Below are 23,725 nucleotides of genomic sequence, written 5' to 3'. Positions count from 1 at the left end.
AGGCGGAAACCTCACGGCGCGCGTAATCCCCGAACATCGATCGCCCACCTTCTACTTGCTCGGCTTGATCGGTCACGCCAGACTTCCTCTTCCGGAGAAGCTAATCGGGTCAGCCCTTCCGAGGGAGTCACTACTGTTGAGCGCACCAGCAGGGCACCACTCGGTGCCGAATGTCTCGCGGCCTGATGTCAGAGCGCTGCGTACAGCGCCTTCTCGAAGTCGCCGTACATTTTCCACGCATCGTCGCGTGCGATGAACGGCAGTGAATTGGTGTAGATAGAGGCACAGATTCCGGTGGTGCGGTCGATGAAGAAGTGCGTGTTGAACAAGCCTGCCCATGCTCCGGTTCCTGCGCGGCGACCGCCGGGCACGTCGTGAGTGTTCAGCATCAAACCGTAGCCCCACTTGTTTCCGGGACCGGCGTACATCGTGTCTGTCGTCGCTGGGTCTGCGGTCGGGATCTCGGCGGGAAAGTCTAGTTCGCCGATCTGATTGCGGAACGCCGCATCGACCGTTTCGGGTGCCAAGATCCGGACGCCGTCGAGTTCACCGCCGCGCAGCAGTGCCCGTTCGAACCGGATGTAGTCCTGCGGTGTCGAATACAAGCCATGCCCGCCCGCGTACCAGTCGGGTTCCTGGTTGAGAATCTCACCCGCCGACGTCCACGCTCCGTCCTCACCCTTCACGTGAACGGTCACTGCATTAGCCGTTCTCTCGGAGTCCAGAACAAACATGGTGTCGTCCATACCCAGAGGTCCCGTGACACCGTCCTTGATCACGCTGTCGAGGCCCGTGCCTGCCACCGACTCCACCACTCTGCCGAGCCAATCGGTGTTGATGCCGTAGACGAACTCGGTGCCCGGATCGGTTACAAGAGGTGCCTGAAAAGCCTCCGCTTTCCCTGGAACGACGTTCGGTACGCCCGTAACTGCCTCGAACCTGACCAGTTGGTCGTTCCAGAACCAGTAGCCGAGGCCAGATGTGTGCGTCACGAGCTGCTTCACCGTTGCCTTGCTCGCCGGCTCGCGCAGGATCGGGTTGTCGCCGTCGAACCCGTCGAGAACCTTGACGTCCGCGAACTCGGGCACGTAGTCCTCCACCGGTGCATCGAGGTCGAGATCGCCGCGTTCGACTTGTTGCAGCGCGACGGTGGTCGCCACCATCTTGGTCATCGACATGATCCGAAATTGCGTCCGCGTCGTCACGGGATCGGTCGACTCCCCCGCTATTCGCGTGCCTGCGGCGCCTTCGTAGAACACCCCGTCGGCATCGGCGGCAATCGCGGCGACATGGGGTACCGCTTGTCGACCGACGGACTCGCTCAATACCCGGTCGATTCCGGTGCCGTCGAAGCTTCTGGTCATGTCAATGGTCCTTTCGGAAAGGCCTTGTAGCCGTTCGGTATGTCTCACATCACACTCGTCCGTGAAGAGTCTCGAGAGAACCGACAACGCGACGCAATTCGGCCTGCGTCACCCGCCGAACGGCGGGTCGCCGGAGTCGAACACGCCAATCGGCCGCACCGCCCGACGATCGTGCGTACCGTTACGGGTCGGTGTTGCGATGGGAGGTCCAGGTGCAGAACGCATCCCGAGTCGTGCGTCCACCGTTCGACGCTGAGCTGAAGGCGGGTCTGGCCGTGGTCGGCGGAATGTTCCCACCAACCATCACCCCCGACCTCATCGACTTCATGAGAACGTCCTACGCCTCGCCCCCATTAGGAGAGTTGTTGGGCGACAGAGGAATTGACGTTTTCGACGTCGCGGTACCGGGGTACCGTGGTGATCCGATCACCGTGTCGGTACTGCGCCACGACCCGCCGGATCGACCGGCCCCTGTGGTCCTCTACGCGCATTCGGGCGGACTGATGTTCGGCGACCGCTTCAGCGGGATCGACCTCGTGCTCGACTGGGTGGACCGACTCGGAGTCACACTGGTGACCGTCGACTACCGGCTGGCACCGGAGTTTCCCGACCCGTACGGCCGAGAGGACATGTACGCAGCACTCGAATGGGTCGCTCAAAACGCGACGTTGTTGAATCTCAGACCTGATCGCATCATGGTCGCCGGAGCAAGCGCCGGTGGCGGGCTTGCAGCGGGCTTGGCTTTGGCAGCGCGTGATCGAGGAGGTCCGCCTCTCTGTGGCCAGGTTTTGGACTACCCGATGCTCGACGACCGGTGCCTTACCCCCTCTACCGGCCAGTTCGACGGGGTAGGCGTCTGGGACCGGATCAGCAACGTCACCGGATGGGATGCCCTGCTCGGAAGCGCTCGGGGTACCGACGACGTCAGCATCTACGCCTCACCCGCGCGTGCCATCGACCTCGGCGGCTTGCCACCTACATTTATCGACGTCGGTGCCGCAGAGATTTTTCGCGACGAGGCAATCGCCTATGCCAGTGACATATGGAAGGCCGGAGGCGACGCCGAACTTCACGTCTGGGGCGGCGCGTTCCACGCATGCGACATATTCGCCCCCCACACCACCGTCGGGCGGAGCATGATCCAGACTCGCAACGCCTGGGTGGAGAAGATTCTTGCCGACTGACCACGAGTGGAGCACACCGTCGGCTCATACGACAGGGGTGACCTGATGCAGGAATTGTTGGGTCGCATCGCGCGACTGGACCCCACAGCGAGCTTGGGACTCCGAATCATCGCCTGCTTCGACGAACTCGTCGTCGGCAACGTCAATACACGCGCTTTGCTCGCGTCGGCCGCATCGCTGTCCGGATGCGTTGTCGGATTCGGTCGGACGGAACCGGACCGGATTGAACGGATAGCACCCGACGGTAACAATGCCCCGGGCCCGGCACCGGAACGGCGGACGGATCTGACGACGGTCGTCATCGACGATCTGTGCGTGTGGCTCGAACGCGAGGGTCCCCATCGGCCGAACGACGCCATTGTTCTCGAACGCCTGGCTCTCGCGGTCAAAATTCGACACGGTCACGGGCGTCGCGAACTCGACAACCGACGTCACTTCGGATTGCTGGTCGATCAGACGGTGAGCGAGGAACAGCGACGCCTGTCGTCCGCGGCCCTCGGCCTGTCAACCGACTGTGGGTATCGCGTAGTGACAGCTCCTTTGTTCGCTGTGTGGAAGGTGCGTCCATCGGGCCCCGAGGACGTCGTGCCAACCCAGTTCGGGCCACTCCACGCCATCATCGCTCCCGAGCGCGTCACGGCCATCGACGCGAGCCCATGCGGCATCGGCGTCGCGACTACACCTAAGGATCTGCATCATTCGTTCCGCACTTCCATTGTCGCTCTGAGACTCTGCGACGATCCTCAGGCCGGACCGGTCGACGCAGCCGACTTCGGCGGACTCGCCGATCTGCTGGCCGACACCCCCGGTACAACTCGACAACCGGACGTCGAGAAACTGGCAACAGTTCTGCACCATACGTGGGGATCGACGACGGTCCGCGCGATCGTGCAGTCAGGATCGCTCCGCGAGGCGGCGCGTGAGGCGGGTGTGCACCACAGCACGATGCAGACGAGGGTCCTGACCATAACGGAGCTTCTGGGCTTCGACCCGTTCGTCGGATTCGGTCGTACGCGGCTGGGTACGGCGTACCTGGTGTGGCGACTGAACAATTCGCGAGTACTCGAGATGCCACCGCCGTGAGGTGGCGTCAATCGAGCAGTCGAGCCGTCGCGTCCAGCTTTCGTGAAGGTCTACGATTCAGGAGATCCACTAAGCCAGAACGGCGATGGAGTCGGGCCGTTCCAGGCTGATGAAGTGTCCTGCTGCAGGAACGTTCACGAACTCAGCACTGGGCAGCAGTGCCTGGTTGGCGCGTCGATCGGAGGGGCGGGACCAGTCATCTTTGCCGTAGACGATGTGCACGTCGGCCTTCACCTCGATATAGCATGACCGAGCGGCAATCAAGCTCGGGAGATTGGCGTACACCCCGCGTGCAACTGTCGAGTAGTGCGGGCGACGCCCCACGGCGAGCAATTCTTCGAGGTACTCATCCGTGAGTGCGGACTTGTCGACCAGGCCGCCGTGCAAAATTGCCCGCATCACCGGCTTGGGCTCGACTCCGGCAAGTAGGGGGCCGACACCCGGCATCAGGACTCCGCCGAGGACGAATCGTGCAAGGAGGCTGGACCTGGCCAGTCCACCGGCGAAATCGTAGGGGTTGACTGCAATCACCTTGCGAACCCGTCCAGGCTGGTTCGCCGCTGTTGTCAGCGCAAGAACTGCGCCCATCGATTCGCCGATGATCGTGACGTCTCGTAGATCCATCTCGGTGAGGAAGTTCTCGACCCCGCGTCGCATCTGGGGTTCGTCGTAGGACGCACCGGGGACGATATCCGAATAGCCCATCCCTGGCAGGTCCAACGCGTAGATCGTATGGTGCGGAAGAAGTAGTGGAATCAGTCGATGAAAATGTTCGGCCTGCGTTCTCACCGTGTGCAGTAACAGGATCGGCGACCCGGAACCACCCGTGATGTACCGCAGCTTGCCGACCGGTGCATCGAGAGCGGCCGGGGTGTGAAAATGGCTCATAGTACCGTCGATTTTCATGCTGAATCCTTCGCTCTACCTGCGGAAGTGGTCGGCGTCGATTGTTCTCGGGGCCTGGCAGGGAGGAACAGGAAAGCGATGGCGGCACCGATGAGAGTGACCCCTGCTGCGACGTACGCTCCCACTGAGAGACCGTCGAGGAAGGCGGTGGCAGCGGCATCGGACACCGCCTGCGCACCAGCCGAATTGCCTCCCGCCGCTAGTCGCTCACTCGCAATATCGGCTGCTCCTACGGACTCTTCCACCAGAGACCTCACGTTCTCAGGTAACTGTTGCGTCGCGGCAGAGTCGGCCATGGTGGATGCATAGAGGGAGGAATACACGCTGCCGATGACGGCCACTCCGAGGGTGCCGCCGATTTCACGTGTTGCATCGTTCATGGCCGATCCGATACCCGCTTTGTTCAGCGGTACCGCGCCCATGATGGCTTCGGTCGCGGGCGCTGACGTGAGGCCGAGCCCCAGGCCGAGCGGAATCATCTGGCCGGCGATCTCGAGGTAACTCGTCGACGTGCTCAACGTCGCGATCCACACGAAAGCTGTGGTGAACAACAACAGACCGGTCGTCACGACCAACTTGTTCCCGATTCGTACTGCCAGGAGCGTGCCGACCACCGAACCGATTGCGATGGCTGTTGCGACGGGAATGAACTTGAGGCCGGTTTCCAAAGGACCGTAATCACGTACGAGTTGAAAGTACTGGGTGATGAGAAAGATGAAGCCGAAGAGAGCGAAGTAAGCGAACGTCACCGAGACGCTGGCGGCGGTGAACCGCATATTGGTGAATAGTGTGACGTCGATCATCGGTTCGTCGCGGCCCCGCTCCCACAACACCAGTGTACCGAAAAGGATTGCTGCCAGCCCGAATCCGATGATCGTCGTCCAGCTGCCCCAACCGTGTTCAGGTGCCTCGATGACCGTGTAGACAAGGCTGCCGACCGCGAGCACGGACAGGGCGAGTCCGCCGAAGTCGATCCGTGGCGTTGCTGGATCCTTCGAGGTCTCGACGACGGCGAGCGTTGCGGCGATAGAAATCGCGGCGGCAGCCGACAGGGCCAGGAATACGCTTCCCCACCAGTATGATTCGAGCAGGAGGCCACCCAGAATGGGACCGCACGCAACTCCTACGCCGGTAGTAGCGCCCCACACGCCGATTGCTTTCGCCTTTGCCGCGCGATCGGTGAAGACATTGGACAAGATCGACAGCGTCGTCGGATAGACGAATGCGGCACCGAGCCCCATGACTGCTTGCCACGACACCAGCTGCCCGGTACTGCTCGCAAACGAGGCACCCACTGCACCGCCGGCGAATACGGCCAGACCCAGAAGAAGCGCGCCCTTACGTCCGTAGCGATCACTGAGGCTGCCGAAGGCCAGCACGAAAGTAGCGAACAGCAGGTTGTACGCATCGACGATCCATTGCAGGTCCCGATTGCTGGCCTCGAGTTCGACGGCAAGCGTCGGCAACGTCACGTTGATCGCGGTGGTGGCGAGGCTGATGGACAACGTGGCCAAGCACAGAGCGGCCAGGATCAGAACGTGCGACTTCTGTGGTCGCATCTCAGGTGAGGTCACCACTTTATTATTTCCAGTTGATGCTCTGTTTTGTCAAGCGTAGAGTTTCGAGCATGAAGACTTACGGGGAGTTCTGCGCGTTGTCACGTGCGTTGGACGTGGTCGGCGATCGCTGGACTATGCTGATCATTCGCCAGCTTCTGATTACGCCGAGCAGATACAACGACATTCAGAAATCGCTGCCGGGCATAGCAACGAACCTCCTCGCGCAACGGCTGCGGACCCTGGAGGAACAAGGCGTCGTCACTTCGACCGAACGACCCGCGCCCATCTCGGCACGGGTGTACGAGCTCACCGAATGGGGTCACGGCTTGCAGACTGCACTGGTGGGCCTCGCGCGCTGGGGCGCGCCGTTGCTCGCCTCAGGCATCGACGGCGACCACAGTCAGGGTCGATGGTTGGTGTTCGCGATCATGGCTCTGTATCCCGATCGAACCGAAAAAGATCTTGCCGGGCTCCCCAGCCTGACTGCAGCAATTGTCGCCGACGGAGATGTCCTGTTGCTCTCGTCCGGAACGGATGGTGTTACAACAACGTTGGCGAACACGACCGATACAGCAGAGGTGACAATCGAGGGAACCGCCGATGAAGTCCTGCGCACCCTCTCCGGCGAGTTGACCGACAAGCCGAAGGCATCGATCGACGGGAGTGAAGGTGCGTTGCAACGACTCTCGCAAGTAGTCCGCCACGCCAACACGTACGGCCTCGACCTCGAATCCCTGAAAGGACACAGCATGGCGTCAAACTCAGGGTAAGGCACGTTCACCGCTGGAGCCGACGGGCTGTCGGGCTGCCTACTGAGCGGTATATCCAGCATCGACGGGAAGGGCCACTCCGGTGACGTAACTGGATGCGTCACTGCTGAGCCACAAGACAGCCGCCGCGATTTCCTCGGGTCGCCCCAATCGCCCCAACGGCACTCCTGCTGCCGCAGCGTCAGGATCCAACTCCCTACCCGCGATCATTTTCTCGACCATCGGCGTGCTGATCGTGCCTGGACACACCGCATTGACTCGCACTCCATGACGTCCATATTGCAGCGCAACGCTTTTGGTGGCACCGATCACGCCGTGCTTGGTTGCGTGATAGGTGGCCCGCCCCTCTCCGCCGACCAGACCACCCAACGACGAACAGTTCACGATGACACCAGACCCCTGTGTTCGCATCTGCACCAGCTCGTGTTTCATCGTTGCCCAGACGCCACGCAAGTTGACGGAGACGATCTTGTCGAAAGCCTCTGCCGTCTCATCGGCGGAATCGATCGGAGGCAACATGATTCCGGCATTGTTGAACGCCATATCCAGGCTGCCGAATTTCTCGACGGTTGCACGGACTGCAGCCTCGACCTGATCCTCGTCGGACACGTCGCACCGCACCGCCAATGCTTCGAATCCTCGAGACGTGAGATCGTCCGAGAGTTGCCGGGCGGCGTCCCCGTCGAGGTCGACAACGGCGACACGGGCACCGGCTTCGGCGAAGGCGCGGACGGTGGCCGCGCCCATGCCTGCACTGCCACCGGTGACGAAGGCAGTCTTACCGGTAAAATCGTAGGTAACGGTCATGAGAATGTGCTCCAATCTTGCTTGTAGCGACGTCGAATCAGTTGCTCGACAGCTGAATTCTGGTGTGCTGCGCCAGAGCGGCGAGTAGGTCGGTCTGAAACTGCTCGTCGTGCACTGCTCGGTGGGGCACCGCGGTGCGCTGATGGTGCCAGTACTTACCCGAATCGAACGCCCGCGAATCGTCTGTGGTTGCGAGCCATGACTGAGTGACATGGCTCAGAGCAAGGTCGTCAGTGGCACCAGTGCCGCCCATCTTGGTCGGCACCCAACCAGGATCGACCGCGTGCGAGATCGACTCGGGGCGAAACCTGGCCACCGCAGCCATGAGCGCCGTTACGAACAGCTTGCTATCCGAGTACGAGACGGTCTTTCGAGACCCGGACCAGTCTGCGCCAGTGAGGTCTGTGTGCCCGCCGCGGTGCATGCTGCTACTGAGATAGATCAGCCGCCCCGGACCCTGGATTGCAGCAGTAAGTACGTATGGCGCAACAACATTGACTGGTAGTAACGAAGGCCCGTCTATGATTCCGGCATTGTGGACTACCGCGTCGATAGCCCCTATTCCATTGGCCTGCTCGGCAATCTGCTCCACCTCCTCAGGAAGCGCAAGGTCGCCGACAACGCTCGACGCGCCACGGGAAATCAAGTCCTCGACGGCAGTGAGACGCTGCTGCGTGCGAGCATGCACGACGACCTCGTGACCGTCGTCGAGCAACGACACGGCGGTGGCGCGGCCGATGCCGTCGGTCGACCCGGTGATCAACACTCGCGACACAGTTCCCTCCAGATGATTGTCACAACGAGACCGACCATCGCGCGGCCTATGTCATGGACGGTAGCGGGTCCAGGACGCCCGAGGGAGGCCCTGCGAGTACGTCCACCAGCTTTGCGTCCGACCCGCGCGGAAGTGGTGATGTCGCTGCGCACAGGCCGGGTGGCCACGACAACGAGAACAGGGACTGCTGCAGGAGCAGTGACGATAGTCGGCTAGCCAAGTCGGCGGGCCGAGCTGGCGGAGTTATCGTGCTTCCCAGCGCAGCCAGTCTACGGGTGTCCGGACGGTGCGAGCAGTTCGAGAACCCTCTGCTGCTCCGGTTCGAATCCACCTTTCCCTTAGCAGCCCATCCTGAAATTCTCCCGACTGCAACACTTTCGATCGAGACAAGCAATAACCGTTTTAGGAGTCCCCTATCGAGCTGCCAGACTGCCCGGAATGGTGGCATGTAAATTGGCGACTAACACCACCATTGAGCCGGAACCAGACGCAGGGTGCGGCTGCATCTCATCTACGAGATGGTGCCGTGCCAAGAAGACCTTCGGATTGTTCGTGGGTCGCGCATTTTCCAGACTCCCGTGGAGGGAGACCGAGCGAAAAACGAGCCATCATTACGATGGTCTCGCACCAACCAGGAAGTAGAAAAAGAGATGACGGACATGAGCACATCGAAGAATCGACGGATCGTCGTAGGCACAGATCCCCAGGGTCGGTCGGTGGTCCTCTCGGACGCGCGAGACATGGCCGAATCCCATCCAGGGAAGGTGGCGATCGAAGAGGTCTGGTGGCAGCCACAGATTCCATTTCGTCCAGAGCAAGGACTGGCAAGCCGCGCAGGCGAAGTGGAAATTGAACCACCTTCGAGCGGAGCAGTAGTCCGCCTACTGTCTGTTCCGCCTCTGTCCGACGGCCAGGAGTGGGTACTCGATCTTCACTTCGACGATGCCCTTCACGTGATCACGCTGACCTCCGGGGCGCTCGACATAGTCCTCGAAACTGAAGAAGTGAGCCTTGAAGTGGGTGACAGCATCGTGCTACCTGGCAGTATGCACGATCTGCGCAACCTCGGACAGGTCCCAGCAACCTTCGTCTACACATCCTTCCCACTCTCTCGCTGAGAGTTCCTGCAGCTCATCAGCCCGCCCTCACCAGACCCTAAGAGTCGTCCGGCGAGGGCGGGATCGAGGCAAAGATGCACCCTGTTCGTCTTAAGCAGCGGGGCGCTGTTTTTAGTTGAACACCTCGAAGCGCGCCTGGTGCCGTTGCGTCTAACTGCTGTTTGTGTCGACAGTGGATCGATCGGACGAAGAGATCCTCCCGGTTAATCCAGTCGACTGCACAGATGTTCGTAAGTCGGTGTTCTTGGTTTCCGGCGTCATGGCTATGCCGGCTGCACCGAGGGTGAGGATCAACAACATCGCGTAGAACGCAGGGGCAACTGGACTGTCGAAAGAGCCGACGAGGGCGGTGGCGACGAGCGGTGTGGTCCCTCCGAAAATGGCCGCGGATAGGTTGAACGAGAACCCATGACCGGTGCCGCGCACTGCAGTCGGGAATAGTTCTACGGCCGTGACAAAGTAACCGGCGGCGAAGATGGCGACTCCGATCGCAAGAAGGCTCTGTCCGACGAGTGCACCCAACAGCGTTCCGGACGCGGCGAGCGAGAACGCCGGGTACGCGGTCACCGCCAACCACGACGCGCCACCGATGAGCAGTGGCTTTCGACCGATACGGTCACCCAGCGAGCCGAAGAACACTGCGATTACTGCCAAGACCAGGATGGCCGCGGCATTGGAGAACAAAGCCGGCTTTTCACCGAGACCGCCTGTCTTCACGACGAACGTAAACATGTACCCGACCAGAAGATAGGCTCCTACGGCCTGTGGAACTTGCAGAAGTATCACTCGCAGCATCGATTTTCTCGAAGCAGCTACCTCCCGGATCGTGCTCCGCGCGTCACCTTGATTGGCAACTGCGGCAGTGTATTCCTCCGGATCGTCGAGCGTTCGGCGTATCCAGAACCCTGCCACTGCGATGAGACCACCGAAAATGAACGGCACTCTCCAGCCCCAATCCAAATAGGCCTCGCTGCCCAGGGCTGCTTGGACGCCAAGGACGAACACTGCGGCGAGCGAAGTCGGGACGTAGATGAAGCACACGGCGAAACCGATCCAACGTCCGCGTTTGCCGTCCGGTGCGGATTCCACGATGAAACTGTAGCCGCCTGACGATTCGCCTCCCATCGAAAGTCCTTGCAGGAGCCTGCACAGAACGAGGAGCACGGGCGCAGCGATGCCGATTGTCTCGTACGTGGGAAGCAACCCCGTGACGACCGTTCCTCCGCCCATCAGCAGAATCGTCAACGACAATATTTTGAGGCGGCCGACCCTGTCCGCCATGAAGCCGAACAAAACGCCCCCGACGGGTCGCGCGAAGAAGGCCAATGCATAGATTGCAAAGGTTCCGAGCAAGGCGGCGGTAGGATTCTCCCGCGAGAAGAAGTGCAGCGCGAGCGCCGGTGCGGCAAGAGCATAGATCGAGTAGTCGAAGACCTCGCAGACATTGCCGATGCATCCTCCGATGAGGCGGCGACGTGGATTTACTGTGTTCATTATCGGCCCTCTTGCGGGATAGCGGATTCGGCACCGACTCGTTCGACATCTGAATCCAGCGGGTCGAACACGAACACACCCTTCCCGGCGTTCTGCTTGTCGAATTCTTCGTAGGCTTGGGCGGCCTCACTCAGATGCCAACGGTGACTGAACAATTCGTCAATCGGCACTTTCTCGCGCGCAATGAATTCGGCGCACTGTCGCTGTTGAACGATGGACATCGTCCACGACGTCATGACTGTAACCTGTGTTCGATAGAAATCGGTCACCCGGAATCGTGCCTCACCCGCACCCAAACCGATCAGACAAATCTTTCCCCACGGACGCAGAGAATTCAATCCAGCGGAGATTGCAGAGGAGTTTCCGGAGGTTTCCAGTACGAGCGGCGCTCCCGCACCGTCGGTCAAGTTCCGAATCATGTCCGACGCACTGCTCGTTGTCGGATCGACGGTGGCTACGGCGCCGAACCGCTCGGCATGAACCCGGCGGGCCGGTTCTGGGTCGACGGCGATGACACGAGCACCCCTCGCTGTCGCAAGCATCGTCGCCGACAACCCCACTGGACCTTGTCCGAAGACCACCAAGGTCGATCCCCCAACGTCGCCGAGGCGCTCCAGGCCACCCCATGCCGTGCCGGTGCCACATCCGATGGCCGCCCCCGCCTCGAAGCTCAATGAGTCGTCGAGAGGCACCAAGGTCGCTGCCGGAACTACGATGTATGGAGCGTGCCCACCGTGCTCCTGAGTTCCGAACGCCCTGAACGGAGCTTGCGTGCACATCTGCGGCCACCCGGATCTGCAGCTGTCGCACGTCGTGCACCCGATGTAGTGGTGCACCATGACGCGGTCGCCCGGCGCAGCAAGCCGGTCTCCTACTCCGGTCCCGACACTGTGGACGACACCGGCAGGCTCATGGCCCGCAATCGCTTGTCCGTCCGTGTCGTCCCCGTCTGGCGAGGCGCGGTATACGTGAAGATCGCTTCCGCACATTCCGGACGCTCGTACGGCGACGACTACTTCGCCCGGTCCGGGCTCCGGAACGGGAAAGTCGCGAATTTCCACCCTGCGGTTGCCTGTAAAAATGACGCCTCTCATGGCTTTCTTCCCTCTGTCGTTTCGGCAGCACAGGCATTCCGCGACTCGGATTGCGTTCCGGCGCAGATGCTTTCGATCCCTACTGGTCTGCGTCGAGTCGACGGCAACCGTAGCTCCGATATCGAAAGTGTGCTCTACGACACTAAGACGGTTCAGGTTAATAAGTCAACGATTGACTAAAAGATTCTCTAACTTCGAGCGGGAATCGACGTCGATTTGCCGCAGGCTATATCTGTTATTCAATTTCTCGTCGTATGCGAATCCGGGGACGGTTCGAGATGGAAGCCAACGACTGGAGAACGAATCGCCGGCACGCTCTGGCAGGTCACCACAGACTGTGGCGTTCGGATTCGTGTCGGCCTCGTTTCGTCCGCCGGCAGATGTAGCGGACAATACGAGTCCATGACAGGCTCTCCCGCTCTCTCCTCCGATGTCGGCCGACACAACATGTCTCTGGTGATGGCCGCCGCCGCCGAGAACGCACCGTGTGCGCGTATGGAATTGCGTGAGCGGACCGGCTTGGTCAGCGGGACTGTAACCACCATGGTGGAGGACTTGATTGCGCGGGGATTGCTGGTCGAGTCCGGCAACGTCCAAGGACGACGAGGGCGACCGCGAAGGCTGTTGACGCTCGCACCGGATCGTGTGCGCACGGTTGCAGTGCAGCTCTTTCCCGAATCAGTGTCCGGCGAGGTCCGCGACATGGCGGGTCAAGTTCTGTGGTCCGGACGCAGAGCCCATACCATCGAGCCAGGCGATGCAACTGGTTTCGTTACCGCGCTTGCGGACATGTTCGATTCCGCGATCGAACGTGCGAACCATGCCACCAACGCGTGGATCGCGAACCCCGTTGCTGTTCTGCCGGCGATCGTTGCACACGACTCGAACATCGTGGCCGCCCTTCCATTGGGCCTACGCGCACTCGACATTCGATCACCTCTCGAAAAGGCGCTTGCGCAACCTCGGACCGTCGAAGTCATCAACGAGGGGCGGCTGAGCGCACTGGCCGAATACACCGCGAGCCAGAGTGATGCGCGGCCTCATGCGATGGCGTACGTCAGCGCACAGCGCGAGGGCGTAGGCGGTGCCTTGGTCATCGAAGGCGACATTTTCGGTGGGTCGCATGGACTAGCAGGACTCGTCGGACATGTGGGCGTCGATATGGCAGGCCCGCAGTGCAGTTGCGGGGCAAGAGGATGCCTCGGGTTGTATCTCAGCCTGAACGCGCTTCTGGAACACGCAGGCCTCGACAGTTCGCGATCTGTCACCGACCTGATCGAACTACTGAAAGCCGACAATGCCGATGCGCATGCGGCATTGCACCGTGGAGGCAAGGCGCTCGCATCTGCCGTCGGAACAATGAGCAACTACACCGATGTCGACGTCATAGTACTCGGCGGCGTACTCCCCGCCTTGCTCCCATGGCTGGAGCCGTACGTCAACGACCTCATCCGCTCACGATCCGAAAGGGTGCCACACTTCAACCCCCAAATCACCTTGGCCACTCACGGACTGGAGTCTCCACTGATCGGTGCCTGGCATCACGCGCGCAGAACCGTGCTGGACAACCCAACCGTCGTTCCGTACCTGCCGTGAAGGGCCGGGGTAGACAATCCTGATACCAGGCAAGCGTGCACAAGGTTGCACGCAGTGCAGCCGTCGTACTTTCCGCCGCGGCAGCCCACCCGCGACGACACACGAGACGGACGCTGACCGGTCCCGGTGCCATCGAGGTCAAAGCGGCATTGTCGGACGACCTGATGTTCGAGAACGGTTTGACCGAGATCGTCGAAATAGCCTGTAGGCGTTGCCTGTTCGGCTATTTGACACCGCCATGACCGACCTTCGGCTAGCGCTCCAGTGCCGTCAGCGTGTCCCTGGCGCGGTGGTGCTCACGCGCACATCCGCCTCGGCTTCAAGAGCACACGCGATGCGGACCACCCGACCTCCGTATGCAGTGATAGTCCGAGCGAACGCACCCCGTCGGACAACGGGACATCGAGCGACGCCTCTTCGAATCGCATGTAGGCAACAACTCGCTGAATGTCACTCATGATTCTCGCGTTGTCATCTTTGGCCAAAACCCGCTCGTGCCAGGACTGACTGGTTCTTGACTGTATTTTTCTGCGGTGTCCCCGGACCGACTGTGGTCAGCCAGGCGATGATGCCGTTGTGTGTCTGCAGTTACTGAGCAGATCCCGCATGCAAGTCGGGCTTTCTGTCCGCTGCACCGTCAGACGCAGAATCAGCAACGGACCGGGAGACTGCGGTGGCGAGAGCAACGTCCTTGGTCTCCGGCGTGTACCGCAAGACAATCATGCCTACGACTCCCGCGACGACGACCATTGCAGCAGGAGCAGATGGATTCACCGCGTCTATCAGGCTGCCAGCAATTATCGGCGTGAAGCCCCCGAACACTACTGTGCCCATTCCGTAGGACAACCCGTGCCCTGAATACCTGCTCGAAGTCCGGAAGAGTTCGAGCATCGTCACGATCGACCCGGAAACGAACAGGGACGTAGCAGACGCGAGTAGCAGGCTGCCACAGAACGCACCCCAAAACGTGGCGGTATTGACCAAGAACATCGCAGGGAACGCAATAGCCGTCATGTAAGCCGCGCCTGTCCACATCAACGGCTTTCGGCCGACGCGATCTGCCACGCGCCCCAAGACGGGAACCAGAACCGCAATGGATGCTCCTGCGAGCGTGTTGGCCAGCAAGGCGGTGTTCGGATTCATGCCGAGGTTTGAGACCATATGAGTGTAGAGGTAGGTGATCCCGAGGTAGTAGGCGATCAGCGTGGGCGCAAGGAGCAGGAACACCCGCAGCAGGGCGGGCCATTCCTCGACGACTGCAGTCTTGAGCGGGTTCTTGCTCGCAGCTACGCGTTCCTTCTTAGCCTTGACGAACTCCTGAGGATCACTGAGCTTTAGGCGGATCCAAAGTCCACCACACGCCAGTAGTGCACCGAGGAAGAACGGTAGACGCCAACCCCAATCGGTGTACGCGTCGTCGCCAATAGCACCACGCAGACCGATGATCCCGAAGCCGAGCACCAGGCTTGGCAGAATCGTCACGGCATAGATTATGGCGATCCACGATGCGCGCTTGTCCGACGGAGCTGATTCCAATACGAAACTCAGCGCCCCGGAATGCTCGCCACCAGTAGAGAATCCTTGGATCAAACGGAAGAACAGGAGAAGGATAGGGGCAGCAATTCCGATACTGGCGTAAGTCGGTAATAATCCGATCGCTCCCGTGGCTACGCCCATCAACAAAATCACCGATGCCATGACGCGGATACGACCGTATTTATCGCCGAGGTATCCGAACACGACTCCGCCCAATGGGCGAGCAATGAAGCCGACGGCGAAGATCGCGAGCGTACCGAGCACTGCCGCAGAGGGATTGGACTTTGGAAAGAACAACAGCGCGAGAGTCGGTGCCGTCACCGCGTAGGTGACGAAGTCGAACCATTCCACGAAAGTTCCGACTGCTCCGCCAAAAAGACGACGTCGGGCCGTGGATTCTTCGGTGAAAGCGACTGCGGGCGTTGAATTCTGAGTCATGCGAATTCCTCGGTTCAGAGAATTGCCGGGCAACTGCCGCAGCAGTGGAATCGAATCGTTGGACACTCGATGCCATCAACACTAGCGTTGCCAAGAGTGACAGGCAACACACCCGTTGATTACAATCTGGTTGCGGCCACCTCGCGAAGGGCCCTCTTGTTCATCTTCGTGGCCGACCTCGGCCACTCTTCGGCGCTCAGAAAGTACACCTGCCGTGGGACTTTGAAGCTCGCAATCTGTCCCCTGCAGAAGGCAATGATGTCGTCGGCACCCGCAGTGGCACCTTCGCGCAACTCGACGAAAGCGACGGGCACCTCGTCGAGTCGACGGTCGCGCTTGGCGACGACCTGCGCAAGTACGACATCCGGGTGCGTACACAGATAGGACTCGACCTCGATGGCAGGGACGTTCTCACCACCCACCTTGATCATGTCCTTCAGCCGGCCCTCGTAGCGAAGATGACCACTATTCAACGTGCGGAACAGATCTCCGGTGCGCAGCCAGCCCTCGTCGTCGATTGCGGCGGCAGTCTGCTCCGGGTCTCGGTAGTAGCGGGTCATCATCGCGTAACCCTTCACGTAGAGCTCACCCAGCTCGCTGACCGGCGCATTATCCAATGTCACCGGGTCTACGATCTTGACCTCTACCCCGTGTACGGGCACCCCGGAGGTGGTCGCCCTCAATTCGATGTCGTCTGCGGGTGCGGACAACGAAAAGTGGCCTGCCATCTCCGACATTCCAGATCCGTTGACGAGCAACGCTTTCGGGAATCTCGATTGGACAAAGCGCATCTCGTCGGCACTGCCGACCGTAATCAACGACGTGGCATCCTCCAGGTCGTCTTCCCGGAAGCCCTCCGCGTCCATCAAAGTATCGAAAGCCGACTGGAACATCGGCCACAACGAGGTCGGACGCCACTTGCGCACCATGGTCAGTGCGCGTCCACCATCGAGATACACATCGGTCAGATACGTCGATCCCATTGCTACACAGGCGATCAGGCCCTGCAATGCTGCGATATGAAACAGCGGTGCCGGTGACCAGAAGACCCTCATCTCCCGCGGCTCCGGAAATGGGACAGCCTGAGCCGTGCGTCCGATGGGCCCTCGTGTCACGGCCTCATGCGACAACACGCAACCCTTGGGTGAAGCAGTGGTTCCCGAGGTGTAGATGATCACGGCGTCGTCCCGCAGTCGCACCCGCTGCCTTCGCACCTCGATGTCGACCTCCGTCACCGATTGCGCAAGTTCGTCCACCGCCGATGCACCGACGATTCCGGGGCCCCCGTCACCCTTCAACATGATAATCCTCCGAAGGTGTGGTGCTTCGGGTAGTTCCAGGCTCAGCGAGTCGGTCGTCGCCACTCCCGGGAAAGCTGCAGTCAGTTCCGCGCGGAAGTCCGTGCGGGGTGCGAGTGCGTCCGTGGTGAGCACGACCGAAATTTCGGAATGGGCGATGATGTAACTCAATTCGCGACTGCGGAGACGCGGGTTGAGCGGCACGAGCACTGCGCCTGCGAGCGCCGTACCGAACGCGGCCTCGACGAATTCGCGTGAGTTGGGCGCAAGCACGCCAACCTTGTCACCGGCCGTCAGTCCGAGCGCGACGAGCAGGCGGCCGATACGAACTGCGCCCGCCGTCATCTCGCGGTACGACAGAGTCTCGTCCGGCAATACGAGCGCGGGATGGTCGGGAAAACGTTCGCCGGAACGGATGAGCACATCGCCGAGCGGCATGCATTCGCTGAACACGGACTGGTTGTACATGGACCTGATCCTTGCATTCGTAGATCGTCTCGAGTCGGTTCTTTCGGAGACGGGGCTTCACGAGCCGAATCCGAATACTAGGCCGGTCACCGGCGGCCGTCAACGCTTCCGTTAACGATCGATCGCCTTCCGAAAAGAGGTTTCAACACAAGTGTTGACGGGTCGTTAACGATCATGTTGACTGGAGAAGAAATCTCGATACGGAGGAACGATGACCAATACGACGACCAAGGTGCATCACAACGCCGAATCGCACGGCGCACCTGCGCTGACAGAAGACGAGGTTCGCGAGGCGGTCGAAGGGGCCTCGGTGCCAGTGCTGCTGATGGTCCTCTATCAGGTGACCGGAGACGAGTCCTGGATCGGACCGCGGTTCGCTCCCAGCCATTTTCGGGGAGTATCACCTCGCCCGACCGGCGATATCGCCGAGGCCGATCAACGCGTCGTCCGCGACGCAGCCGTCGACGCGATCGCATCGTTGCTCGCCCACCGGCGCCCGGTGCTGGATCTGAGCGACGTTCGCGACATGGAAAAGGCCGCGAGCTTTTTCCTCGGTGAACCGATCGACCGGCGATACGCAGCGATTCTGACCGAGGAGCTACGTCGACGCTCCGCCGACAGCGACGAGCAGGACGACGTACCGGACGTCACCCCTCCTGCGGGTACGCGCGCCATCGTCATCGGAATGGGGATTTCCGGGCTCGCCGCCATTCACCTACTGCAGCAACTCGGTATCGAGTTCACCGTGTTCGAGCGGGGTGCCGATGCCGGCGGCGTGTGGCACCAGAACCGATACCCCGGCGCGGGTGTCGACACACCGAGCCACCTCTACTCGTTTTCTTTCGATTATCGAGACTGGGATCGACATTTCGAGCTTCGGGACGAGCTCTACGAATACTTCAACGGAGTGCTCGACTCGTTGGATGCCCGCACCGAGGTCTCGTTCGAGACCGAGGTCGTGAGCGCCGTGTACGACGACGACAGCGCACTGTGGACCGTCACCACCCGAAACCGGGAAGGTGAACTGGACACCCATGTCGCGAACATGGTCATCAGTGGGGTCGGCTCGCTGAACCAGCCGAAACTACCGTCGATCGCGGGGCGCGAGGAGTTCGAGGGACTTCAATTTCACTCGAACAGATGGCCGGATGGCCTCGATCTCACCGGCAAACGTGTCGCGATCGTCGGGGCAGGCGCGAGCAGCCAGCAGATCTCACCTTCGATCGCTCCGATCGTCGAGCACCTGGACATCGTGCAGCGCTCACCGCAGTGGGTTGCGCCCTTCGAGCAGTTCCGCGAGGAAGTACCTACTGCCGAACGCACACTCCTGCAGCATCTTCCGCTATACAGGGCGTGGAACTGGATCGGGCTCTTCTATCAGCACGGTGACAAGATCATCGATGCGCTTCGGGTGGATCCGTCGTGGCCGCACCCCGAACGGTCGGTGAACCGGAGAAACGACCGACAGCGTGAATTCCTGACGAAGTACATCGAGTCCGCCTTGGAAGGACGACCCGATCTGATCGAAAAAGCCGTCCCTGATTACCCGCCCTTCGGCAAGCGAATGCTCCTCGACAACGGGTGGTATCGGACTCTCAAGCGCGAGAACGTCGATCTGTTCACGAGCGGAGTTTCGGATGTGACGCGGACCGGACTCACATTGTCCACCGGTGAACGACTCGACGTCGATGTCATCATCTGGGCCACGGGATTCGAGGCTGCACGGTTCTTGAGTTCGCTCGAGGTACGCGGCGAGGAAGGGCTCGATCTCAGCGAGGCCTGGGACGACGACGACCCTCGCGCCTACCTCGGCGTTTCCATTCCGCATTTTCCTAATTTTTTCATGCTCGGTGGACCGCATTCGCTACCGGGCAGCGGCAGCTTCATGTACTTCATGGAGCTTCAAGCTCGTTATCTTCGTGACCTTCTCGCCGAAATGTTCCGCAAGAACATCACTGCTATCAGCGCCACCGAAGACTCGACGAACCAATACAACGAACTCGTCGACACTATGCACTCCAAGACGGTGTGGACCCATCCGGGATTCGCGACTTACTACCGCAATTCCAAAGGCCGAGTCATTTTCGTCATGCCCTTCCTGAACGTCGAATACTGGGAGATGGTCAGACGCCCCGATCTGAGCGATTTCGACATCCTCGAAGTCGCAGCGGTCCAGCAGGCACGTTAGCGCAGTCACCGTCGCATCTGATATTCCCGACCACCAGCACCATAGAAAGGCGGCAATCATGCCCGACACACTTCATTTGAAGACACCCGCAGTAGTCGACACCGCGACCGCCGGTGACCCCTCGGTCGCGGACACCGTGTCCACGGTCATCGCCGACATCCGCGACCGCGGCGACGCTGCGGTCCGCGCTTATTCCGAGAAATTCGACAAGTGGAGCCCGGAAAGTTTCAGACTGAGCGCGGAGAAGATCGACGAGATCATCTCGACAGTTCCTGCCGAGGTCATCGCCGACATCGAGACCGTTCAGCGTAACGTCCGAGTTTTCGCTCAGCATCAACGCGACTCCCTGCACGACTTCGAGGTCGAGAGTTCGCCGGGTGTCCATCTCGGACAACGCAATCTTCCGGTGTCCGCAGCCGGAGCCTATGCACCGGGCGGTAGATACCCGTTGGTTGCATCTGCGCACATGACCACGGTGACGGCAAAGGTCGCAGGCGTTCCGCACGTCACGGCGTGCACCCCACCGATCCGAGGCGAAATCCCCGCAGCAACCGTTGCCGCGTTCCATCTCGCAGGTGCGGACGACATCTACTTACTCGGTGGCGTGCAAGCTGTTGCGGCAATGGCACTCGGCACCGAAAGCATTCGGAAAGTGGACATGCTCGCCGGTCCGGGCAACGCCTTCGTCGCCGAGGCCAAGCGGCAACTGTTCGGCCAGGTAGGAATCGACTTGTTCGCCGGGCCGACCGAGGTGTTGATCGTCGCCGACTCGAATGCGGACCCGTTCATCGTCGCAGTGGACCTTCTCAGCCAGGCCGAGCACGGCCCGGATTCGCCTGCCGTTCTGATCACGGACTCCGAGGCCCTAGCTCGCACCGTGATCGAGCACATCGACGCGATCCTGCCGGACATGCCTACGCGCGACTTCGCAGGTGTCGCATGGCGAGACCACGGACAGGTGATCGTCACCGCCGACATCGAAGCCGCGTACGCCCTCGCGGACACGTTCGCGTCCGAGCATGTGCAGATCTTGACCGACACGCCCCGTCGAGCACTCGAATCCATGAGTAACTACGGTGCACTTTTCCTCGGCGAGAAGACATGTGTTTCCTACGGAGACAAAGTGATCGGGACCAATCACACCTTGCCCACACGCGGTGCAGCGCGTTACACGGGAGGGCTGTGGGTAGGAAAATACCTGAAGACCGTCACCTATCAGGAGATCACCTCGGAGTCCGCGAGCGCCGAACTCGGAACCCTCTGCGGCAGAGCTGCGCGGGTGGAGTACTTCGAGGGCCACGCCCGTTCAGGTGATGTGCGAGCAGCGAAGTACGGCGGCGCACCGTTGCCATGGGCTCCGGCCACGCTCTCGGTCCGACCGCGGTAAACACTGTGCTCACGTTCTCACTTTCAGGAAAGACTGCTCTGGTCACCGGAGCGAACAGGGGTCTGGGAAAGGCCATCTCAGCAGCACTCACCGAACTCGGTGCGACGGTGTACGGGACATCGAGAACCGAGGCCGGTATTCGGCAGATCGAATCCGACCTCGGCACCGAAGGTTTCGTTCTCGACCTGGAGGACGTGCACTCGATTACGCCCTTCGTCGAGCGTTTCGGTGTACGCATGCGCGGCACCTCCCTCGACATTCTGGTCAACAACGCCGGGGTCAATCACCCCGCACGGGCACTCGACGTGACGATCGAGCAGTGGAATTCCGTCGTCGACACCAATCTGCGAGGTACGTTCTTCCTCACCCGAGCCGTTGCGCAGCAATGGGTATCGGCCGGTACCCCCGGTGCCATCGTCAACATCGGGTCTCAGGCAGGCACGGTAGGAATCGAGGAACGCGCGGTGTACTGCGCGACCAAGGGCGGCCTCGATCAACTCACCAAGGTTCTCGCAATCGAGTGGGCGGCACACGGCATCCGAGTCAACACCGTCGCCCCCACTTTCGTGAGAACCGAATTCACCGCCGACACCCTGTCGCGACCCGGGTGGGGCGACAAATTGCTCGCTCGAATCCCGTTGGGCCGCTTCGGGGAACCCGAGGACATCGTCGGTGCCGTCGCCTTTCTGGCCGGGGACGCATCCGGTCTGATAACCGGCCATACACTGCTGGTCGACGGAGGCTACACCGCATGGTGAAAGGTGAGGAACGCATGAACATGACCGAGGCATCGTTGAACAGCGAATCCGTCGTCGTCATCACCGGTGCCGCGACCGGGATCGGGCGAGCGATGACGCTGTCGTTCGTCGCTCGTGGCGCTCGAGTAATCGTCGCCGACATCGACGAAGCGGCCGCCGCCGGGCTCGTCGCCGAAGTGTCCGAGCTCGGCGGAACCGCCTTCGCGGCACGAGTCGACGTCAGCAATGCAGAGTCGGTCGAGCTTCTCGCCGATTCGGTCTTCTCTCGGCACGGTCGTGTCGATGTTCTGTGCAACAACGCCGGAGTGTCGATGCGACCCCATCGCGCATCCTGGAGCGCCTCGATCAGAGACTTTGCGTGGGCGATGGAGGTGAACTATTTCGGCGTCGTGCACGGGATAGTCAGCTTCGTACCGAGAATGCGCGAGCAGTCCGGCCACAAACACCTGGTCAACACTTCGTCGGTGACTGCGCTCGACATCGCTCCTGGGCACGCGCCATACGCGGCCTCCAAAGCAGCAGTCACCGCACTGTCCGACGCGTTGCGTTACGAACTCGAGGACCATGGCGACGACTTCGGCGTCACCGTGTTGTACCCAGGACTCGTCCCCACCTCGATCGCGACCAGTGAGCGCCTCCGGCCCGACAACGATCGATCAGCGGTTCGCAACATCGTGGCCTACGAGCCCGAACGAGCTGCGACGCTCACGTACAACCTTCCCGTAGCAGCAGAGACCCTTGGCGAGCTCGCCGTCGAGGCCGTGTTGTCCGGCCAGAACGCGGTGCTCACCCACGGCTACCCCGATGCCGAGATCGAGGCGCGCTTGAAAGACCTCCGAGACGGAGCGACGGACCGGACGCTTCAGCAGCCCACTCTCCACCTCAGCAAGGAAGACCACCGATGATCTCCACCCGATTCACGCGAGAGTTCGATATCGAACATCCGATAGTGTGCGGCGGGATGACCGGAGCGGGACGAGCTGTCTTGATCGCCGCCGTCGCCAATGCCGGTGCGCTGGGCTTCCTTTCGGCCCTAACGCAACCGACGCCCGCTGCCCTCGACGAGGAAATTCGACGAACGAAGGCCTTGACGGATCGGCCGTTCGGCGTAAATCTGACAATTCTCCCCACGATCGCGCCCGTTCCTTACGACGAGTATCGCCAGGTCATCATCGACAACGGGATCAAAATCGTCGAAACAGCCGGCTCGAGCCCGAAGGACCATCTACCGTCACTGAAGTCCGCCGGTATCAAAGTAATTCACAAGACCGTCGCCGTCCGGCACTCTATTTCCGCGCAGAAGCTCGGCGTCGACGCGTTGTCCGTGGACGGGTTTGAGTGTGCAGGTCACCCCGGCGAGGACGACGTATCCAGTCTCGTCCTCATTCCGGCCGTCGCGGCACGCACAGATCTACCGATCATCGCTTCGGGCGGATTCGCCACCGGCGCAGGCCTCGTCGCGGCTCTAGCGCTCGGCGCGGATGCAATCAATATGGGAACCCGCTTCGTCGCGACTGCGGAGGCTCCTGTGCATCGCAACGTCAAAGATCGGATCGTGGCCAATACCGAACGCGATACCAATCTGATCTTTCGAAAATTCCGCAATACCGCGCGAGTTGCCAAGAACGCAGTATCGGATGAGATTCTCGACATCGAAAAGCGAGAAGGAACGACATTCGAGGACATCGCAGCGCTGGCGTCGGGTGCTCGGGGTCGACAGAACGTTCTTACCGAAGGCCGGATGGATGACGGACTGTGGTGGGTCGGACAAAGCCAGGCGTTGGTCACCGACATTCTGACCTGCGCGGATGTCGTGACGCAGATCATCGACGACGCCGAGAAACTGATCGCCGGTCGCTTGGTGGGGCTCGTCTCTTCCTAGCGTGGAGTAGGCCGATGCAC

General features: G+C 60.9%; 20 protein-coding genes. 11 read left to right on the top strand and 9 right to left on the bottom strand.

The features are described 5' to 3' along the window. Positions 1–188: 188 nt before the first annotated feature. On the bottom strand, positions 189–1,364 hold the full coding sequence (locus tag CH306_RS18315; RefSeq protein WP_094623335.1) for a serine hydrolase domain-containing protein: 1,176 nt from the start codon (positions 1,362–1,364) through the stop codon (positions 189–191). Positions 1,365–1,576: 212 nt separating this feature from the next. On the opposite strand from CH306_RS18315, the gene CH306_RS18310 reads away from it, so the two are divergent. After that, the gene (locus CH306_RS18310) at positions 1,577–2,548 is read left to right on the top strand and encodes an alpha/beta hydrolase (protein WP_303396058.1); all 972 of its coding nucleotides are present in this window, start codon (positions 1,577–1,579) and stop codon (positions 2,546–2,548) included. 45 nt (positions 2,549–2,593) lie between these two features. Next, on the top strand, positions 2,594–3,631 hold the full coding sequence (locus CH306_RS18305) for a helix-turn-helix domain-containing protein (protein WP_094623372.1): 1,038 nt from the start codon (positions 2,594–2,596) through the stop codon (positions 3,629–3,631). 69 nt (positions 3,632–3,700) lie between these two features. Here the strand turns inward: CH306_RS18305 and CH306_RS18300 are convergent, their stop codons facing one another. Together CH306_RS18300 and CH306_RS18295 are read right to left on the bottom strand one after the other, a co-directional pair. Further along, positions 3,701–4,537, bottom strand: a complete 837-nt coding sequence (locus CH306_RS18300) for an alpha/beta fold hydrolase (RefSeq protein WP_094623336.1) — start codon at positions 4,535–4,537, stop codon at positions 3,701–3,703. After that, complete coding sequence (locus CH306_RS18295) at positions 4,534–6,111, bottom strand: MFS transporter (RefSeq protein ID WP_254924332.1); 1,578 nt, start codon at positions 6,109–6,111, stop codon at positions 4,534–4,536. The genes CH306_RS18300 and CH306_RS18295 overlap by 4 nt, the downstream gene beginning before the upstream one ends. Positions 6,112–6,164: 53 nt before the next feature. On the opposite strand from CH306_RS18295, the gene CH306_RS18290 reads away from it, so the two are divergent. Next, entirely contained in the window at positions 6,165–6,866 is a 702-nt protein-coding gene (locus CH306_RS18290) for a winged helix-turn-helix transcriptional regulator (RefSeq protein WP_080738059.1), read from the top strand. 39 nt (positions 6,867–6,905) lie between these two features. Here CH306_RS18290 and CH306_RS18285 read toward each other — a convergent pair whose 3' ends face one another. Continuing rightward, the gene (locus CH306_RS18285; protein ID WP_037183773.1) at positions 6,906–7,673 is read right to left on the bottom strand and encodes an SDR family NAD(P)-dependent oxidoreductase; all 768 of its coding nucleotides are present in this window, start codon (positions 7,671–7,673) and stop codon (positions 6,906–6,908) included. Positions 7,674–7,710: 37 nt separating this feature from the next. After that, the gene (locus CH306_RS18280) at positions 7,711–8,439 is read right to left on the bottom strand and encodes an SDR family NAD(P)-dependent oxidoreductase (RefSeq protein ID WP_254924335.1); all 729 of its coding nucleotides are present in this window, start codon (positions 8,437–8,439) and stop codon (positions 7,711–7,713) included. Between the two features lie 749 nt (positions 8,440–9,188). Between CH306_RS18280 and CH306_RS18275 the strand changes: the two genes are divergently transcribed. Next, positions 9,189–9,566: a cupin domain-containing protein gene (locus tag CH306_RS18275; protein ID WP_143545398.1), complete on the top strand. Its 378-nt coding sequence runs from the start codon at positions 9,189–9,191 to the stop codon at positions 9,564–9,566. A gap of 150 nt (positions 9,567–9,716) precedes the next feature. Here the strand turns inward: CH306_RS18275 and CH306_RS18270 are convergent, their stop codons facing one another. Then, positions 9,717–11,060, bottom strand: coding sequence for an MFS transporter (locus CH306_RS18270; RefSeq protein ID WP_094631418.1), 1,344 nt, complete (start codon positions 11,058–11,060; stop codon positions 9,717–9,719). Next, the gene (locus CH306_RS18265) at positions 11,060–12,154 is read right to left on the bottom strand and encodes a zinc-dependent alcohol dehydrogenase family protein (RefSeq protein ID WP_094623341.1); all 1,095 of its coding nucleotides are present in this window, start codon (positions 12,152–12,154) and stop codon (positions 11,060–11,062) included. The genes CH306_RS18270 and CH306_RS18265 overlap by 1 nt, the downstream gene beginning before the upstream one ends. A 402-nt stretch (positions 12,155–12,556) precedes the next feature. Between CH306_RS18265 and CH306_RS18260 the strand changes: the two genes are divergently transcribed. Both CH306_RS18260 and CH306_RS18255 read left to right on the top strand, forming a co-directional pair. Then, positions 12,557–13,750, top strand: coding sequence for an ROK family protein (locus CH306_RS18260; protein WP_094631419.1), 1,194 nt, complete (start codon positions 12,557–12,559; stop codon positions 13,748–13,750). Positions 13,751–13,785: 35 nt separating this feature from the next. Continuing rightward, entirely contained in the window at positions 13,786–13,992 is a 207-nt protein-coding gene (locus tag CH306_RS18255; protein WP_094631420.1) for a hypothetical protein, read from the top strand. Between the two features lie 346 nt (positions 13,993–14,338). On the opposite strand, the gene CH306_RS18250 is transcribed toward CH306_RS18255, so the two are convergent. Both CH306_RS18250 and CH306_RS18245 read right to left on the bottom strand, forming a co-directional pair. Further along, positions 14,339–15,724 carry an MFS transporter gene (locus tag CH306_RS18250; RefSeq protein ID WP_094631421.1) on the bottom strand — a complete coding sequence of 462 codons (1,386 nt, stop codon included), beginning with the start codon at positions 15,722–15,724 and terminating at the stop codon, positions 14,339–14,341. A 119-nt stretch (positions 15,725–15,843) separates the two neighbouring features. Further along, the gene (locus CH306_RS18245; RefSeq protein WP_094623344.1) at positions 15,844–17,490 is read right to left on the bottom strand and encodes a class I adenylate-forming enzyme family protein; all 1,647 of its coding nucleotides are present in this window, start codon (positions 17,488–17,490) and stop codon (positions 15,844–15,846) included. A 211-nt stretch (positions 17,491–17,701) separates the two neighbouring features. Here CH306_RS18245 and CH306_RS18240 point away from each other — a divergent pair, with 211 nt between their 5' ends. From CH306_RS18240 to CH306_RS18220, 5 genes are read left to right on the top strand one after another with little or no spacing between them, the layout of a single operon-like run. Then, positions 17,702–19,678: a flavin-containing monooxygenase gene (locus tag CH306_RS18240; protein ID WP_094631422.1), complete on the top strand. Its 1,977-nt coding sequence runs from the start codon at positions 17,702–17,704 to the stop codon at positions 19,676–19,678. A gap of 58 nt (positions 19,679–19,736) precedes the next feature. Next, a complete protein-coding gene (hisD, locus tag CH306_RS18235) occupies positions 19,737–21,065 on the top strand; it encodes a histidinol dehydrogenase (RefSeq protein WP_094623346.1) in 1,329 nt (442 codons plus the stop codon). Positions 21,066–21,070: 5 nt separating this feature from the next. Then, a complete protein-coding gene (locus tag CH306_RS18230) occupies positions 21,071–21,823 on the top strand; it encodes an SDR family NAD(P)-dependent oxidoreductase (RefSeq protein ID WP_094623373.1) in 753 nt (250 codons plus the stop codon). A gap of 14 nt (positions 21,824–21,837) precedes the next feature. After that, positions 21,838–22,728 (top strand): SDR family NAD(P)-dependent oxidoreductase, encoded by an 891-nt coding sequence (locus CH306_RS18225; RefSeq protein WP_179281803.1) that lies wholly within the window; start codon positions 21,838–21,840, stop codon positions 22,726–22,728. Then, entirely contained in the window at positions 22,725–23,705 is a 981-nt protein-coding gene (locus CH306_RS18220; protein ID WP_094623348.1) for an NAD(P)H-dependent flavin oxidoreductase, read from the top strand. Before CH306_RS18225 ends, CH306_RS18220 begins: the two co-directional genes overlap by 4 nt. The last annotated feature ends 20 nt before the right edge of the window (positions 23,706–23,725 follow it).

This window comes from Rhodococcus sp. 15-725-2-2b (assembly GCF_002259075.1).
GTDB lineage: Bacteria > Actinomycetota > Actinomycetes > Mycobacteriales > Mycobacteriaceae > Rhodococcoides.
Note: the sequence above shows the minus strand (reverse complement) of the source record. Positions and strands in the feature narration are given on the sequence as shown.